The organism is Lactococcus lactis (genome assembly GCF_029023865.1).
In the GTDB taxonomy this organism is placed as follows: Bacteria; Bacillota; Bacilli; order Lactobacillales; family Streptococcaceae; genus Lactococcus; species Lactococcus lactis.
The window spans coordinates 112,466-127,120 of the sequence record NZ_CP118969.1 but is presented as its reverse complement, the minus strand read 5'-3'; the positions used below and the strand labels follow the sequence as shown (position 1 = coordinate 127,120).

Below are 14,655 nucleotides of genomic sequence, written 5' to 3'. Positions count from 1 at the left end.
TACTCCTTTTCCTCCTGACTGTATAAGATTACATCAGGAGGTTTTTTTATTCATTATTATAAAAAAGATTCAACTCATTAATAAGTTAAATCTTTTTTATTTGGATATTTCATCAACAGGATTTAGACTGTCTTTACTTTTATTAAATCCAATTATATCGTCTGCTAAAATAGCACAATTAAAGATTATTACAAAATATAAAAATAACAGTGGCCGGTCTGATGACGCTAATAGTGTCGGTGATAGACTAATAGCCATCCCCGCCGAAAAAGTAACGGCTAAAGAACCAATAGCTACGAAACTTTTCTTTGATTTACCATCCAATAAGATAATAACAAAGACAATCATAACTATCATTATCATAAAAATAACACTCGGTCCTAGCAACTTGCCAGTTATATTATAATTAAATTTCTTTTCCGATGAATGGTGTACAATTACACTAAGTGGATCTGAAATTAATTTTTGTGAGATTTTACATAACATTATAAGCACAGCAGATAGTATTACGGATAATATCTGCTTTTTCTGAACTGCTCTCAATAATAACAACAGAAATAAAATCTCTATAAAGTTATGACTAACAATCAAATTTGAAGCGATATTGTTGAATTGAATTAGTAACTTATCAAAAAATGATAAATGGTTAAATGTTGGAAACCAATGGGCCATTTCTAAAGCCCCTCTTTTTTGATTTCCCGGGCATATCAAGACGTTTAAAATACTCAATAAAGAAACGAGAAGACAAACTATTCGATATGGGTTGAAAAATTCTTTTTTCTCAATAACCACTTGAATGATAAGATAGAGAAAAAGTACAATTGCCAAGCCTTCATTAAACACTGATAGTATTAGAGAAAGAGTGGCAATGATAATCTTATAAATTGCAATTTTCTCTTCTGAATTCCTCTGACGGTCAATCATTAACCAGTATGCAAATAAGGCACTAGGCCAGACGTAATTCACAATTGTAGCAATTAGTCCCGCAGATTTAAGAGAAACCATTGGAAATAGTATTATAAAAACTAAAACAAGCACTAAATTACTTATAAATTTATTAAAAGAAATAAGTTGACTTATCGAATAAAATAACAGAAAGATAAAAACAATTGTTAGGATGAAAAAAATCAACAGATTTTTACTTGATTGAAGCACTGCTCCCTCAATCCAAAATCGAGAGGACCAAGTCTCATATCTATCTATAGCAAAAGTAAGTGGCGAAGAATTAACTTTAGAGAACCACAAGGCATCTCCACCCAACCAATCAACTTGATTTGTTATAAAAAATAAAATGTAAAAAAGGATTATTAGCAGAAAGGGAAAGTTTTCTTTTTTTATCACATTACTAACCTTTTACCTTTCTGATTGTTCAATGGTTCGTCTTCGGATTTTATATTACTTTCTTTGATGATATAATTAGGACGTTTTTTTACTTCAATAAACGTTTTAGCTAAATATTTTCCGATGATTCCAGAGGCTAAAAGTTGCAATCCTCCCAACATTAGAACTAAGATAACAAGTGTTGGAAATCCTTGTACGCTATCACCCCAAACAAGTGTTTTTACTGTATAAAAAAGACTCAGAATGATTGATATAAAAAAACAAAGGATACCAACAAATGTTGCTATATTTAATGGTAACTCGGAAAAATTAACGAAACCATCAACAGAATAGCGTAATAAACTCCAAAAAGACCATGAAGTTTGCCCTCTACTCCGTTCTCTATTCTCATATTCTAAATAAATAATTTCATAACCCACCCAAGAAAACAAACCTTTGGAAAATCGATTACTTTCCTGAAGCTTTAAGATGCTATCTACCACTTGTCGAGTCATCAATCGATAATCACGCGCACCATCGACTATTTGTGTTTTAGAAATTTTATTTATTATTTTATAGAAAAGCTTTGCAAAGAAAGAGCGAATAGGAGGTTCTCCGGTTCGACTTGTTCGTCTTGTCCCCACAACATCATATCCTTCTTGCAACTTTTCAAACATTTCTGGAAGCATTTCTGGCGGGTCTTGTAAGTCTACATCCATAATCGTAACAAAGTCACCAACCGCTACTTCTAAACCTGCTAATAGAGCGGCTTCTTTACCAAAATTTCTCGAAAAACTGATATATTGTATATCATCTCTCTTTTCGGCTAGCTTTTTTATTATTTTTAATGTCTTATCAGTTGAACCATCATTTACAAAATAAAAAATTTTTTCTAATGGTAAACTTTTGGTTTTTTCTTCCACTTCCTTTATGAATATTTCGATGCTTTCTTCTTCGTTATACACCGGAACTACAATTGATAACTTCATATTAAACTTTTCTCATTTTCTTAGATAATTAAGAATACGTATTTCTTAGTAGACAAAATAGAAATTTTTTATACATTTCTTTGCTTCTAGTATAGTTCATATATTGTTAAAAATCAACAAATTACTGTTATTTATAGACAGACCTTAATACTATGTTTTGTAATACTTCATCCACTTTAGCATTTACGAAATTTAATACTTTTTTAATTATTATTAATACATAAATACAAAAAAACCTACAGATTAGTGTAGGCTTTTTGAATAAAAAAATTATATTTAGATTTTACTGAAATTTTTTCTGTTTAAGAATAGTGATAAAAATCCGGTTCCCAGTAGAATAATCGCAGAGATATAGTATGGAAATAAATGGTTAAGGTCAAACATATAACCCGCGGCCATCGGCCCTAAAATATTTCCAAAACTTGTAAAGGCTGAGTTCAAGCCATTGATTGCACCTTGGCGATTTCCCGCATGCTTTGAAAGATAGGTTGTTACAGCTGGTCTAAATAAATCAAAGGCCAGAAAAACAACAAATGTAGAAAGAGCAACGACTAAATTTGATTTTGTAAAGGCAATAACAGCAATGAAGATTGCACTGGCAAAGAAAGTTAATTGAATCAAGCCAAGTTCACCAATTTTATTGACGATTGCATCAAATAAGAAAAGTTGGAAAAAGAGAGCTAAAATTCCACTCACTGTAATTACCAAAGCAATTTCACTCATACTAAAACCAAAGTTAATACTTGCCATGATACTATAAATTGACTCAAAGGCCTGTAAACCAAATGATGAAATCAAAATTATAATAAAGAGTGAACCAAATAATGGATTTTTGAGAATATCAAGAAATGAAACTTTTTCGATTTCTTGATGACTTTCAATTGTGCGCTCTGGTTCTTTTAAAATTGTGATTGTTAAAATAAAACCAAGGAAAGCTAAAATTGCTGCAACATAAAAAGGAACACGTATTCCAAAATGGGCAATAAAACCACCCACTCCAGGACCAATAATAAAGCCACCACTGATTGCTGCTGAAACAAGTCCCATCGCTTTAGGACGTTCGGCAATTGTGGTCATATCAGCCACGTAAGCAGTAACTGAAGGCATGAGCATCGCAGCTGCGACACCCCCTAGCGCTCGCGAAATATAAAAACCTGTTTTCGCTTGTGCTAAACCAAATAAAAGTTCAGAAAAAGAAAAAATAATCATTCCAATGGCAATGAGTTTTTTGCGCCCAATTTTATCAGATAAAGCACCAGCGACTGGTGAAGCAACCAATTGAGCAATTGCAAAAATAGAAATCATCATTCCCATTGTTGTTCCTGAAAAGTGCATTTGTTCTTTAAGGGTTGGCAAAACAGGAATGACTAAACCTGCACCCAAAAATACTAAAAACAGATTAGAAATTGCTAAATTCATCATGCTTTTTTTGTTTTTCATTTTTTCCTCCTCATTAAAAATAGCAAATAGATTATTCTATTGCTATTTCTTTTATTTTTTACCAATTCTCTTATTATATCATGAAATCTATATACTAAAAAATTAAAAGACTGTATCATCTTTAGTGACCGCTTGTTACTTTTATTCCAATAATACCCACGACTAAACAGGCAATGAAAAGCCAAGTTAATGGTGGGACTTTATCTTTGAATAGAATAAGTCCGATTAAGATTGAGCCAACGGCTCCGATCCCCGTCCAAATTGGGTAAGCAATCCCTAAAGGTAATTTTTTTAGAGCTAGCGCAAGAAAACCAAAGCTAGCAATCATTCCGATGATTGTCAGTAGTGTAAACTTCAAATTTGAAAAGCCGTGGCTCAACTTCATTGTTGTTGCCCAAGCCACTTCAAATGTTCCCGCTATAAGTAAATAAATCCAAGTCATTTTTGCCTCCTCAGCTAAAAAAAGAACGACCATCTACATTTCTTCTCAGACCTACTGAAATGCAAATAATCGTTCATACGATTTAACTCCCGGTGGAGTATTTATTCTATTTTCTTCATTCTATCACACTTTTATTAAAAAAGCTAAATTTATTTTTTAGAGTTGAATGATTAAATCTATTATTAAAACAGAGAATCTTTTAATTTTGGTTTTATATTGAATTTCATGTATAATAAAATTCATGAAAAAATTTAGAAAAAAACAAATCTGGCGTGTGATAATTGGCCTTTTTACTCTTCTTTTAGTTATTAATTTAGGAGCAACTTTATATTTTTATCAAATTGCCTGTGTTCGAAATAACCAACAGATTGGTCAGGTCAAAAGTAGCAGTCCTAATTATTCTTTAGTACAAAAATTCGATAAATTATCAAAAAGTACTGAGTCAATTAAAAATGATGGTCTGAAACTTGATGCATGGTATGTTCCAGCCGAGCACAAAACTAATAATACAGTAATCGTGGTACATGGTTTTCGCCAAGATAAGTCGGCTATGCGTCAGTATGGTCAACTTTTTCATGAATTAGGTTATAATGTGCTCATGCCAGATAATCGTGGGGCTGGTCAGTCAGAAGGAAAATTCATCACTTTTGGTTATGATGATAAATTTGATGTCATTGCTTGGGCTAACTATCTAACTGACAAGAATCCTGAGAGTCAAATCAGTCTTTATGGACTGTCCATGGGAGCTTCTACAGTAATGATGGCTTCCAGCGAAAAATCTTTACCTTCGTCAGTAAAAAATATTATTGAAGATTGTGGATATACCAACGCTTGGGATGAAATTACTTATCAAGCAAAAGAAAGTTATAATATTCCACCTTTCCCACTCGTTTATAGTGTTTCTCTTGAAAGTAAATTGCGACAAGGTTGGTTTTTCCAAGAGGCTAGTGCTACAAAAGCACTGACAAAAGATAAACTTCCTATTCTATTGATTCATGGAAGTAATGATACTTATGTCCCTACTTCGATGGTTTACGAAAATTATAAAGCTGTCAAAAAAGGAACGCCAAAAGAATTATTGGTTATCAAAGGGGCTGCTCACGCCAAATCATTTGAAACAAATCCTGAACTTTACCGCCAAACAATTTCAAAATTTATGAAAGCTTATAATCCATAATTTACTATAAATCTTGTCAGTAAATTACGAGTTAATTCTTGACAGAGAACAATGAAAATGGTATTATATTTAGGTACTGTTTTCGCGGTGGTGGCGGAATTGGCAGACGCGCAGGATTAAGGATCCTGTCGGGAATTTTCTTGGTGCGGGTTCAAGTCCCGCCCACCGCACTAATAAAACTCAGCTAAGGCTGAGTTTTTTTGTCTCATTTTTTACTGACAGAAATCTCCTCAAACCTTTCTACTTCTGTCAGTAAATAAAAAGTGACTTTACATAAGTTTCATTTGCCTCTCCTTTATTTTCCTATTTTTTTATTATCTTTTTTTATGGTAAAATAGAGAGGTGTTGAAAGGCTTTCAACAAAATTTCTAAAAGAGGTAATATTTCCATGATGAATATGCAATCAATGATGAAACAAGCACAAAAACTTCAAAAGCAAATGCAAGTTTCACAAGAAGAAATTGCCAATACAACTTTTGTTGGTAAATCTGCTCAAGACCTTGTAACTGTTGAATTTTCAGGTGACCGCACTTTGAAATCTCTCGACATCAAACCTGATGTGATTGACCCTGAAGATCCTGAAACTTTACAAGATATGGTTACTGATGCTGTTAATGATGCGCTAAGCCAAATCGAAAAAGTTACTGAACAAAAACTTGGAAAATTCACTAAAGGATTACCATTTTAAGCATGTATGAGTTACTGACAGATTTTTTGTCAGTAACTTTTTTACTGACCAAAAGGCAATGTTAGCAACCAAAAAGTTGTCACTGAAAGTAAAATACAATTCAATATCAGAATAATATATTTTTGTTTAGTCCAATAAATAGAATTTGAGGTCATCACCCGTTGAATTAGATTAGGCAAGGCCATCAAAATTGGTAGGGCAATAATATTAAAAACTGAACCGCTAGTTTGCTTACTCGTCAAAACAAGCCAGAAATTAATATTAATTTGGCTAGGTAAAATCAATATCAAAATGAGACCGTAACCTCCCTCTCCAACTAACCAGTAATCAAAAAAATTTAATTTTGCCATTTCTCTCCACTTATCATTATTGTACGTTTTAACATTAAAATAATACAAAAAACTTATCCACGTGGATAAGTTTTTCTGTCAGTATATTTGTTGTTGATAAATAAATTACAAAAAATCCTGTCAGAACTGACAGGATTCATTTATTCAAATCAATCGAAAAGATTATTTAGTGTATTCTTCAACGAGGGCAATAACTTCTTCCATTGTTGCACATTCGCTCAAAGCTTTGCTAGACAATTCTTCCATTTTCTTAGAATCCAAACGTTTCATAAGTGAACGAGTTTGGAGTACTGATGTTGCTGACATAGAGAATTCGTCAAGCCCCATACCCATAAGCAATGGTACAGCAGTTTGGTCGCCGGCCATTTCACCACACATACCAGCCCATTTACCTTCAGCGTGAGCTGCTTTGATTACATTGTTAATCAAACGAAGGATTGATGGATTGTAAGGTTGGTAAAGGTAAGAAACTTGTTCATTCATACGGTCTGCAGCCATTGTATATTGGATGAGGTCGTTTGTACCAATTGAGAAGAAATCAACTTCCTTAGCAAATTGGTCTGCAAGCATTGCTGCTGCTGGAATTTCAATCATGATACCTACTTCGATACCATCTGCAACTGGAACACCTTCAGCAATCAATTTTGCTTTTTCTTCGTCATAAATCTTCTTAGCTGCACGGAACTCAGTTACGAGAGCAACCATTGGGAACATGATACGAAGTTGTCCGTGTACAGAAGCACGCAAGAGTGCACGCAATTGTGTACGGAACATTCCGTCACCAGCTGTTGAAAGGCTGATACGAAGTGCACGCCATCCGAGGAATGGGTTCATTTCTTTAGGAAGGTCAAAGTAAGGCAATGTTTTGTCACCACCGATGTCCATTGTACGGACAACAACTGGTTTACCGTTCATTCCTTCAAGTACAGCTTTATATGCTTCGTATTGGTCATCTTCTGTAGGGAAATCTTGTGCATCCATGTACAAGAATTCTGTACGATAAAGACCAATTGCTTCAGCACCGTTATCGTTAACACCTTCAACGTCTTTAGGTGTTCCGATATTAGCAGCAAGCTCATAATGACGTCCATCAGCTGTAACAGTTTCAGCGTCTTTAAGAGCAGCCCATTCTGCTTTTTGAGCAGCATAAGCTTCACCAGCTTTGTGGAATTCGCTTTGTTGTTCAGTAGATGGATCAAGAATTACTTCACCAGTCAATCCTGAAACAGCCAAAAGTTGACCTTCAGAAACAAGTTCAGTAATATTATTTGTTCCAAGAACAGCAGGAATTTCCAAAGTACGAGCCATAATTGCAGAGTGAGAAGTACGTCCACCAATGTTAGTAACAAAGGCTTTAACGAATTTCTTGTCCAATTGAGCTGTATCAGATGGTGTCAAGTCTTCTGCTACGATGATTACTTCTTCATCGATAAGCGCTGGACTTGGCAATTTAACACCAAGAAGGTGAGCCAAAACACGTTTTGTAACGTCTTTAATGTCAGCTGCACGTTCTTGCATATAAGCATTATCAGTCATTCCTTCAAAGATACCGATAAACATATCAGTTACTTCTTTGAGGGCTGATTCAGCGTTAACTTTTTTGTCGTTGATTACTGCTTTAATTTGAGCAGTCATATCTGGGTCAGCGAGGACCATCATATGAGCGTCAAATACAGATGCTGCTTCTTCACCAAGGGTTGTTACTGCTTTGTCCTTAATAAGTTGAAGCTCGCTTTGAGATGTAGCAAGTGCTGCATCAAGGCGAGCTTCTTCATTAGCTGTATCAGCAATTGTCTTTGTTTCGAAAGACAAATCTGGTTGGACAAGCAAGTATGCCTTAGCTACTGCTACACCTGATGATGCGGCGATACCTTTAAGCATAGTTGTCATGATTATTCTGCGAGTCCTTCTTTAGTCATTGTTTCAGCGATTGTTGAGATTGCATCGTCAGCATCTGCACCTTCAGCTGAAATAGTAACGTCAGCGCCTTGACCAACACCGAGTGACATAACACCCATGATTGATTTAAGGTTTACTGATTTACCTTTGTATTCCAAAGTGATTTCTGATGTGAATTTTGAAGCTGTTTGCACAAGCAATGTAGCTGGACGTGCATGGATACCAGTTTCTGCAACGATGTGGAATTCTTTAGATGCCATTTTTATGGTTCTCCTTAGATGTTTTTTCATTTTTATTGACGATATCTAAAATATCTATCACTCTTGAAATTGTACCACAAAACGAAAGGGTTTGCAATATCTGCTGTTAATTTTTCATTATTTTTTTCATGGCTGCTTTTGAATGGTTGCTAGACTTTGATTTCTTTTATCATCAAATAAGTATTTTTTATATTATTTTCCTGAAGAAAGTGAGCTGAAAAAAAGCTATCAGTTCTGACAGCTTTTATTTTTAGTTATTTTTGTTTTCAGCTTCGTAAATTTCTTGAACAAGTGCTTCTGTTTTATCCCAACCTAAACATGGGTCAGTAATTGATTTACCAAATACTTCTGGTTTATCTTGGCGACCATCTTCTAGGTAAGATTCAATCATGAAGCCACGAACATTTTGGCGAATTTTATCATCCCAGTCACGATTAACTAAGGTTTGACGAACAATACGGATTTGTTCCATAAATTTCTTACCAGAGTTATCATGGTTTGTATCAATGACAATAAAAGGATTTTTCAAGCCCATTTTTTCATAAATTTCAATTGTATCAAGCAAGTTATCAGTGTAGTAGTTTGGATGGTATTTTCCATTTTCATCTTGTCCACCACGCAAAATCGCATGTGCTAAAGGATTTCCTGATGTTTGAACTTCTGCACGGCCAAAGAGGAAATCTTGTGATTGTTGAGCGGCGTAAATTCCATTAAACATCACTTTCAAATTTCCTGATGTTGGATTTTTCAAACCAGTTGGCACATCAATCCCAGAAGCAACAAAACGGTGTTGTTGATTTTCAACAGAACGTGCACCAATCGCATGGTAGCTGACCAAATCATCTACCATTGGAAGATTTTCTGGGTAAAGCATTTCATCAGCAGTTGTCAAACCAGTTTCAGTGATGACCTTGTAATGTAAATCACGAACCATTTTGATTCCATTGATTAAATCAGTATGACCGTCAGCATCTGGTTCGTGAATCAATCCTTTATAGCCATCGCCATTTGTACGAGGTTTTGCAGTATAGACACGCATGACCATAAAAATTTTATCTTTAACTGTTTCTTGAAGTTTAGCTAAACGGCGAGCATATTCTAAAACTGCTTCTTCATTGTCTGACGAACATGGCCCAATAATCAAGAGTAAACGGTCATCTTCACCTTTTATAATTGCTTCAAGTTCTTTATCCCGTTGCAATTTTTTTTCTTGTTGCTCACTGTTGAGATGTCCCAACATCTTAATTGCATCAATATTTATCTTAGGACTTATTTCTTTAAAACTCATTCCAATTCCTCGTATTTCGCTTTGTTATTTTATCTATTGTATCAAAAATTTATTTAATTCTATACTTATTTGCGTCCATTAATATAAAAAAATTTACTGACAGAACTGTCAGTAAATTAATTGGCCTTTTAGGCAATATGTGTACGTCCGTGACAATTTTTAAACTTCTTACCAGAACCACAAGGACAAAGGTCGTTACGACCAACATTTTCAAATGAAATTTCTTCACTGACAGAATGTTCAGTATCAACATTTGTAATATTTTCTTGTGAAGCTGTGGTTGTCATTCTTGGCGCTTCCTGACGGATTGCCGTTTGTGGTTGAATTTGAGCTTTCATCATCAAACGAGTCACTTCAAATTCAATCGCACCAATCATATTATTGTACATTTTATATGATTCTTCTTGATATTCAACAATAGGGTTATTTTGGGCATAACCACGAAGTCCTACTGATTGACGCATTTGGTCAAGCGCATCAATGTGTTCCGACCAGTTATTATCAACAACTCGTAAGATAACTGCACGTTGGAATTCCAACTGACGTTCTGGGTCAGATAATTTTTCCATTTGTGAAGCATAACGAGCTTTGACTTTATCAAAAATCAAATCTTTCATTGCTTGTACTGACAAACCTGTCAGTTCAGACAATTCAATGCCATCTTCTGGCAACATTGTATTGTGCAATGTTTGCAAGAGATTTTTGACATTTTCTTCATCTTTGAGACTTCCTGCAAGTTCATGACCATCCACTTGACGATCAATTGTTCGCTTGAACATGCCCATCAAAACAGGAGTCATATCTTCTGTAGCCAAGATAACTTCCTGACGTTGCGCATAAATAACTTCACGTTGCTCACGGATGACATCATCATATTGCAAGACTTGTTTACGAGAATCGTAGTTATTTCCTTCGACACGTTTTTGTGAACTTTCAATCTGACGAGTAATCAAGCCAGATTTGATGACAGCATCTTCACCAGAAATACGCATTCTATCTAGGAAAGCTGAAACACGTTCCGAACCAAAACGTTTCATTAATTCATCTTCAAGAGAAAGATAGAATTGTGAAACCCCTGGGTCACCTTGACGTCCAGAACGACCACGTAATTGATTATCAATACGGCGAGATTCATGACGCTCAGTACCAATAACAGCAAGACCTCGGAATTCAGGGTCTGCATGATCAATTACACCAGGCCCAAGCTTGATATCAGTCCCACGACCAGCCATGTTGGTCGCAATCGTTACTGCTCCTTGTTGCCCCGCATTCATGATGATCTGTGCTTCACGGAAGTGATTTTTCGCATTCAAAACTTCGTGAGGAATTTTTGCTTCAACCAATTTCTTAGAAATCAATTCGGAAGTTTCGACAGCAACAGTACCAATCAATATTGGTTGACCTTCAGCATGACGACGTTTAATATCATCAATAACTGCTTTAAATTTAGCTTCCAAAGTTGGGTAAAGTAAATCTGGATGATCTAAACGTTGAACAGGACGGTTGGTTGGAATTGGTGTGATTTGAATGTTATAAATCTCACGGAATTCTTCTTCTTCGGTTTTAGCAGTCCCTGTCATCCCTGACAGTTTTTTATACATCCGGAAGTAGTTTTGAATCGTAATTGAAGCCATTGTTTTTGATTCATCTTGAATTGGCACAGCTTCTTTAGCTTCAATTGCTTGGTGAAGACCATCAGAATAGCGACGTCCAGGCATCGTACGTCCAGTAAATTGGTCAATAATCAAAACTTCTTGGTTTTCATCAACCATATAGTCGATGTCGTGAAGCATGATAAAGTTGGCACGTAAAGCATTATCTACAAAGTGAGTTAATGCAACATTTTCCATATCATAAAGATTTTCGATTTGGAAGAATTTTTCGGCCTTATCAATTCCTTCTTCAGTTAAGGAAATTGTTTTTGATTGTAAATCAATCTTGTAATCGTCGCCCTCTTCATATTCAGAAGTGGCAACATTCAAGTTTTGACCTTTTAATGTCTTAGTGAATTGGTCAGCACGATAGTAAAGTGCTGATGAACTTTCAGCTTGTCCAGAAATAATCAAAGGTGTTCTGGCTTCATCGACCAAGATTGAGTCAACTTCATCAACAAGAGCATAGTTCAATGGCTTTTGAACCATATCTTCGGCACGTGTCACCATGTTATCACGAAGATAATCAAAGCCAAGCTCAGCTGATGTTGAATAAGTGATGTCACAGTTGTAAGCTTCACGTTTTTCTTCTGGTGATTTTGAATTCAAGTTCAAACCAACAGTCAATCCAAGCCGGCTGTAAAGTTCACCCATTTCAGTCATATCACGTGTTGCCAAATATTCATTGACAGTAACAACGTGAACGCCTTTACCTGACAAAGCGTTAAGATAAACTGGCATTGTCGCAGTTAAAGTTTTACCTTCACCAGTACGCATTTCGGGAACGTCACCATTATGTAAGACAATCCCACCCATAATTTGAACGTGGAAAGGGTATAAGCCAAGCACACGGCGGGCTGCTTCACGACAGACAGCAAATGCTTCATAGAGAAGATCATCAAGACTTTCTCCTTTTGCAATACGTTCTTTTAATTCGGGAGTTTTGGCTTTCAATTGCTCATCAGTCAAATGTTCCATTTCATCAGCGAAACTTTCAACTTGAAGCGCCATTCTATTGAGTTTTTTGAGCTCTTTTTTGTCGTTTTCGACAAGTTTTCTAATAATATTCGGCATAATTTCTCTTTCACAAAAATAAGTGGATATTACCATTAATTGTAACACTTTTACATAGCTTTTACAAACTGAAATACCACAAATAATTCGAATTTAATTCGTTTTCATGTTGACAAGCAACAAAATTAAGTTTATAATGTTGCTTATCAACAAAAAGGAAGAAGAATAAAAAAATGACAACTTTACTTATAATTTTAGCTCACCCACATACTGACGACTTTAGCTGGTCTCTTGCTACAGTAGAAGAATTCAAAAAATCTTATCAAGAGTCTCATCCTTTAGATAAAATAATCATCCGTGATTTATTTTCAGAAAAGGTCCCAGCTCTTGATAATGAAACTTTTGCTGCTTGGAAACGTAATAAATATGCTCCTGATACACTGAGTGCTGAGGATAAAAATTTACTACATCGACACGAAGAATATTTAGAAGAATTTCTATCAGCTGACAAATATGTTTTCGTCAACCCGATGTACAACGGCTTTGTCACTGCTGAATTGAAACAATATATTGATGTTATTGCTGTGCCTAGAAAACTTTTCCGTTATACTGAAAATGGTCCGATTGGCTTACTTGAAGGAAAAAAATCGCTTCATATTCAATCAGCCGGAGGATTTTATCATAATGAACAAGACCCAACACATATGGCTAACGATTTAGGTGCTGCTTATATTGACCAAACAATGAAAATGGTAGGACTTACTGACGAGAACCGTCAACAACTTTTCGTAGAAGGATATGCTCGCTACCCAGAACGTGCGGATGAATTAAAAGAAAAAGCATTTACCAGTGCAGAAAATTTTGGGAAAGCCTTCTAATTCCCTTTTATTGTATAATGTAAGCATGGATAAGATGACCTCAGCAGACCTAAACCAACAAATCTCAAAAGAATTGCATGAGTTACGACATGCAACTGACAATCGTTCTCAGGAAAGAAGCTGGATTTTAGCTCAATTAGATAATGATAAATTGGAAAAAGAAGTTTTGACTTTGTCAGTTGTTGCCCTTCACATTTTGTCAGCTTTGACCAAAGAAGATTTAACCGGTATTGAATTAGCCACAAAATTATCCGTCACTCGTGGCGGAGTGACTCGTGCTGTCCAAAATTTAATCAAATATCAGTTTTTAACTACTTATCAATCTGAAAGTGATAAAAAGAAAATTTTCTATCACCTGACAGTCAAAGGTCGAAAAGTAGCGACCATTCACGATAAAATGCATAAAATCATGGATATTAGACTTGGACAAATTTTCGATAAATATAATGAACAAGAAAAATCAATTATTTTGAGCTTTCTGTCTGATTTCAATCTGACAGAAGCAGGACTTTTTGATTCAGAATAAGTCAAAAAAAACCTAGCAAATCAATTTGCTAGAGTTTTTTTATTTTGCTTCATAATGAAAATCTGGGTTCAATTCTTTATCAAGTTCTGCAAAAGCAACTTCCATTCGACGGTTAACTTCGGCAATGCCTGCTTCATCCATTTTTTTAATATCTGAAATATCAATTGGATGTCCAATATTTATTGAAACTTTTTGACGCTTGAAAACACCTTTCATCGTCAAAGGCCCTTGATAGACGGCAGGTACAATTCGGACTTTTGCCATTTTAGCAATGACCGCAACCCCACCTTTCATCTCTGCACTATGACGACTTCCTGATGGAAACATAATCATTGATTTATCTGATTCTTTAAGCATTTTAACCGCATGTTTTAAAGGCTTAGTTCCTGGATTTTCGCGGTCAACTGGAAAGGCACCACACATTTTAATCCACCAACCCCCAAAACCTTTAAACAATTCTTTTTTCGCCATGAAAATAAATTGTTTAGGACGAGTTGCAAAAGCAAACCAAACTGGCTCCCAAGCCATTCGGTGAGGGGCGACTAATATATAATTTTCATCTTTAGGAATTCGGTCAACATTGTAGTATTTACTTTTTCCATTCAAAATCAAAAGTAAAAAAGCGACAAGATTGCGTAAAAAGACATAAAAGATTCGATGTTGTTTTTCATATTCTTTCATTTTTGGGTAATTTACTCCTCATATCATAGTTACTGATAACTTCCCTATTTT

The 14,655-nt window shown here is 35.2% G+C and carries 14 protein-coding genes and 1 tRNA gene; 5 read left to right on the top strand and 10 right to left on the bottom strand.

Features of this window, described 5'->3' with window-relative positions; all coding sequences use genetic code 11:
• Positions 1 to 96 precede the first annotated feature (96 nt).
• The 4 genes from PYW37_RS00745 to PYW37_RS00730 all read right to left on the bottom strand — a co-directional run bounded on the left by PYW37_RS00745 (position 97) and on the right by PYW37_RS00730 (position 4,191).
• Entirely contained in the window at positions 97 to 1,341 is a 1,245-nt protein-coding gene (locus PYW37_RS00745) for a hypothetical protein (RefSeq protein ID WP_021723286.1), read from the bottom strand.
• A complete protein-coding gene (locus PYW37_RS00740; RefSeq protein ID WP_021723287.1) occupies positions 1,338 to 2,309 on the bottom strand; it encodes a glycosyltransferase family 2 protein in 972 nt (323 codons plus the stop codon). The genes PYW37_RS00745 and PYW37_RS00740 overlap by 4 nt, the downstream gene beginning before the upstream one ends.
• 276 nt (positions 2,310 to 2,585) lie before the next feature.
• Positions 2,586 to 3,749, bottom strand: coding sequence for an MFS transporter (locus tag PYW37_RS00735; RefSeq protein ID WP_010905134.1), 1,164 nt, complete (start codon positions 3,747 to 3,749; stop codon positions 2,586 to 2,588).
• 121 nt (positions 3,750 to 3,870) lie between these two features.
• Positions 3,871 to 4,191, bottom strand: a complete 321-nt coding sequence (locus PYW37_RS00730) for a SugE family quaternary ammonium compound efflux SMR transporter (RefSeq protein ID WP_021723289.1) — start codon at positions 4,189 to 4,191, stop codon at positions 3,871 to 3,873.
• A 241-nt stretch (positions 4,192 to 4,432) separates the two neighbouring features.
• Here PYW37_RS00730 and PYW37_RS00725 point away from each other — a divergent pair, with 241 nt between their 5' ends.
• From PYW37_RS00725 to PYW37_RS00715, 3 genes are all read left to right on the top strand, one after another.
• Positions 4,433 to 5,368 carry an alpha/beta hydrolase gene (locus PYW37_RS00725; RefSeq protein ID WP_023189508.1) on the top strand — a complete coding sequence of 312 codons (936 nt, stop codon included), beginning with the start codon at positions 4,433 to 4,435 and terminating at the stop codon, positions 5,366 to 5,368.
• Positions 5,369 to 5,452: 84 nt separating this feature from the next.
• A tRNA-Leu gene (locus PYW37_RS00720) sits at positions 5,453 to 5,538 on the top strand.
• A gap of 218 nt (positions 5,539 to 5,756) precedes the next feature.
• Positions 5,757 to 6,056, top strand: a complete 300-nt coding sequence (locus PYW37_RS00715) for a YbaB/EbfC family nucleoid-associated protein (protein ID WP_010905131.1) — start codon at positions 5,757 to 5,759, stop codon at positions 6,054 to 6,056.
• Positions 6,057 to 6,097: 41 nt separating this feature from the next.
• Here PYW37_RS00715 and PYW37_RS00710 read toward each other — a convergent pair whose 3' ends face one another.
• From PYW37_RS00710 to secA, 5 genes are all read right to left on the bottom strand, one after another.
• Positions 6,098 to 6,406 carry a hypothetical protein gene (locus PYW37_RS00710; RefSeq protein ID WP_021723306.1) on the bottom strand — a complete coding sequence of 103 codons (309 nt, stop codon included), beginning with the start codon at positions 6,404 to 6,406 and terminating at the stop codon, positions 6,098 to 6,100.
• Between the two features lie 162 nt (positions 6,407 to 6,568).
• The gene (ptsP, locus tag PYW37_RS00705; protein ID WP_010905129.1) at positions 6,569 to 8,296 is read right to left on the bottom strand and encodes a phosphoenolpyruvate--protein phosphotransferase; all 1,728 of its coding nucleotides are present in this window, start codon (positions 8,294 to 8,296) and stop codon (positions 6,569 to 6,571) included.
• A 2-nt stretch (positions 8,297 to 8,298) separates the two neighbouring features.
• Positions 8,299 to 8,565 carry a phosphocarrier protein HPr gene (locus PYW37_RS00700; RefSeq protein ID WP_003132292.1) on the bottom strand — a complete coding sequence of 89 codons (267 nt, stop codon included), beginning with the start codon at positions 8,563 to 8,565 and terminating at the stop codon, positions 8,299 to 8,301.
• Positions 8,566 to 8,815: 250 nt separating this feature from the next.
• The gene (locus PYW37_RS00695) at positions 8,816 to 9,853 is read right to left on the bottom strand and encodes a 3-deoxy-7-phosphoheptulonate synthase (RefSeq protein WP_012896956.1); all 1,038 of its coding nucleotides are present in this window, start codon (positions 9,851 to 9,853) and stop codon (positions 8,816 to 8,818) included.
• Between the two features lie 128 nt (positions 9,854 to 9,981).
• Positions 9,982 to 12,579: a preprotein translocase subunit SecA gene (secA, locus tag PYW37_RS00690; protein ID WP_025016999.1), complete on the bottom strand. Its 2,598-nt coding sequence runs from the start codon at positions 12,577 to 12,579 to the stop codon at positions 9,982 to 9,984.
• A 173-nt stretch (positions 12,580 to 12,752) separates the two neighbouring features.
• On the opposite strand from secA, the gene PYW37_RS00685 reads away from it, so the two are divergent.
• Together PYW37_RS00685 and PYW37_RS00680 are read left to right on the top strand one after the other, a co-directional pair.
• Positions 12,753 to 13,397, top strand: a complete 645-nt coding sequence (locus tag PYW37_RS00685) for an NAD(P)H-dependent oxidoreductase (RefSeq protein WP_010905126.1) — start codon at positions 12,753 to 12,755, stop codon at positions 13,395 to 13,397.
• Between the two features lie 34 nt (positions 13,398 to 13,431).
• Positions 13,432 to 13,923, top strand: a complete 492-nt coding sequence (locus PYW37_RS00680) for a MarR family transcriptional regulator (RefSeq protein ID WP_010905125.1) — start codon at positions 13,432 to 13,434, stop codon at positions 13,921 to 13,923.
• A 39-nt stretch (positions 13,924 to 13,962) separates the two neighbouring features.
• On the opposite strand, the gene PYW37_RS00675 is transcribed toward PYW37_RS00680, so the two are convergent.
• Positions 13,963 to 14,604 carry a lysophospholipid acyltransferase family protein gene (locus PYW37_RS00675; protein ID WP_003132283.1) on the bottom strand — a complete coding sequence of 214 codons (642 nt, stop codon included), beginning with the start codon at positions 14,602 to 14,604 and terminating at the stop codon, positions 13,963 to 13,965.
• Positions 14,605 to 14,655 lie beyond the last annotated feature (51 nt).

Bases quoted from the DNA above. Each gene is read 5' to 3' on its own strand.
- PYW37_RS00735 (WP_010905134.1), bottom strand. From the start codon at position 3,749: ATGAAAAACAAAAAAAGCATGATGAATTTAGCAATTTCTAATCTGTTT.
- PYW37_RS00680 (WP_010905125.1), top strand. From the start codon at position 13,432: ATGACCTCAGCAGACCTAAACCAACAAATCTCAAAAGAATTGCATGAG.
- PYW37_RS00675 (WP_003132283.1), bottom strand. From the start codon at position 14,604: ATGAAAGAATATGAAAAACAACATCGAATCTTTTATGTCTTTTTACGC.
- PYW37_RS00725 (WP_023189508.1), top strand. From the start codon at position 4,433: ATGAAAAAATTTAGAAAAAAACAAATCTGGCGTGTGATAATTGGCCTT.
- PYW37_RS00730 (WP_021723289.1), bottom strand. From the start codon at position 4,191: ATGACTTGGATTTATTTACTTATAGCGGGAACATTTGAAGTGGCTTGG.
- PYW37_RS00700 (WP_003132292.1), bottom strand. From the start codon at position 8,565: ATGGCATCTAAAGAATTCCACATCGTTGCAGAAACTGGTATCCATGCA.
- PYW37_RS00715 (WP_010905131.1), top strand. From the start codon at position 5,757: ATGATGAATATGCAATCAATGATGAAACAAGCACAAAAACTTCAAAAG.
- PYW37_RS00685 (WP_010905126.1), top strand. From the start codon at position 12,753: ATGACAACTTTACTTATAATTTTAGCTCACCCACATACTGACGACTTT.
- secA (WP_025016999.1), bottom strand. From the start codon at position 12,579: ATGCCGAATATTATTAGAAAACTTGTCGAAAACGACAAAAAAGAGCTC.
- ptsP (WP_010905129.1), bottom strand. From the start codon at position 8,296: ATGACAACTATGCTTAAAGGTATCGCCGCATCATCAGGTGTAGCAGTA.
- PYW37_RS00710 (WP_021723306.1), bottom strand. From the start codon at position 6,406: ATGGCAAAATTAAATTTTTTTGATTACTGGTTAGTTGGAGAGGGAGGT.
- PYW37_RS00740 (WP_021723287.1), bottom strand. From the start codon at position 2,309: ATGAAGTTATCAATTGTAGTTCCGGTGTATAACGAAGAAGAAAGCATC.
- PYW37_RS00695 (WP_012896956.1), bottom strand. From the start codon at position 9,853: ATGAGTTTTAAAGAAATAAGTCCTAAGATAAATATTGATGCAATTAAG.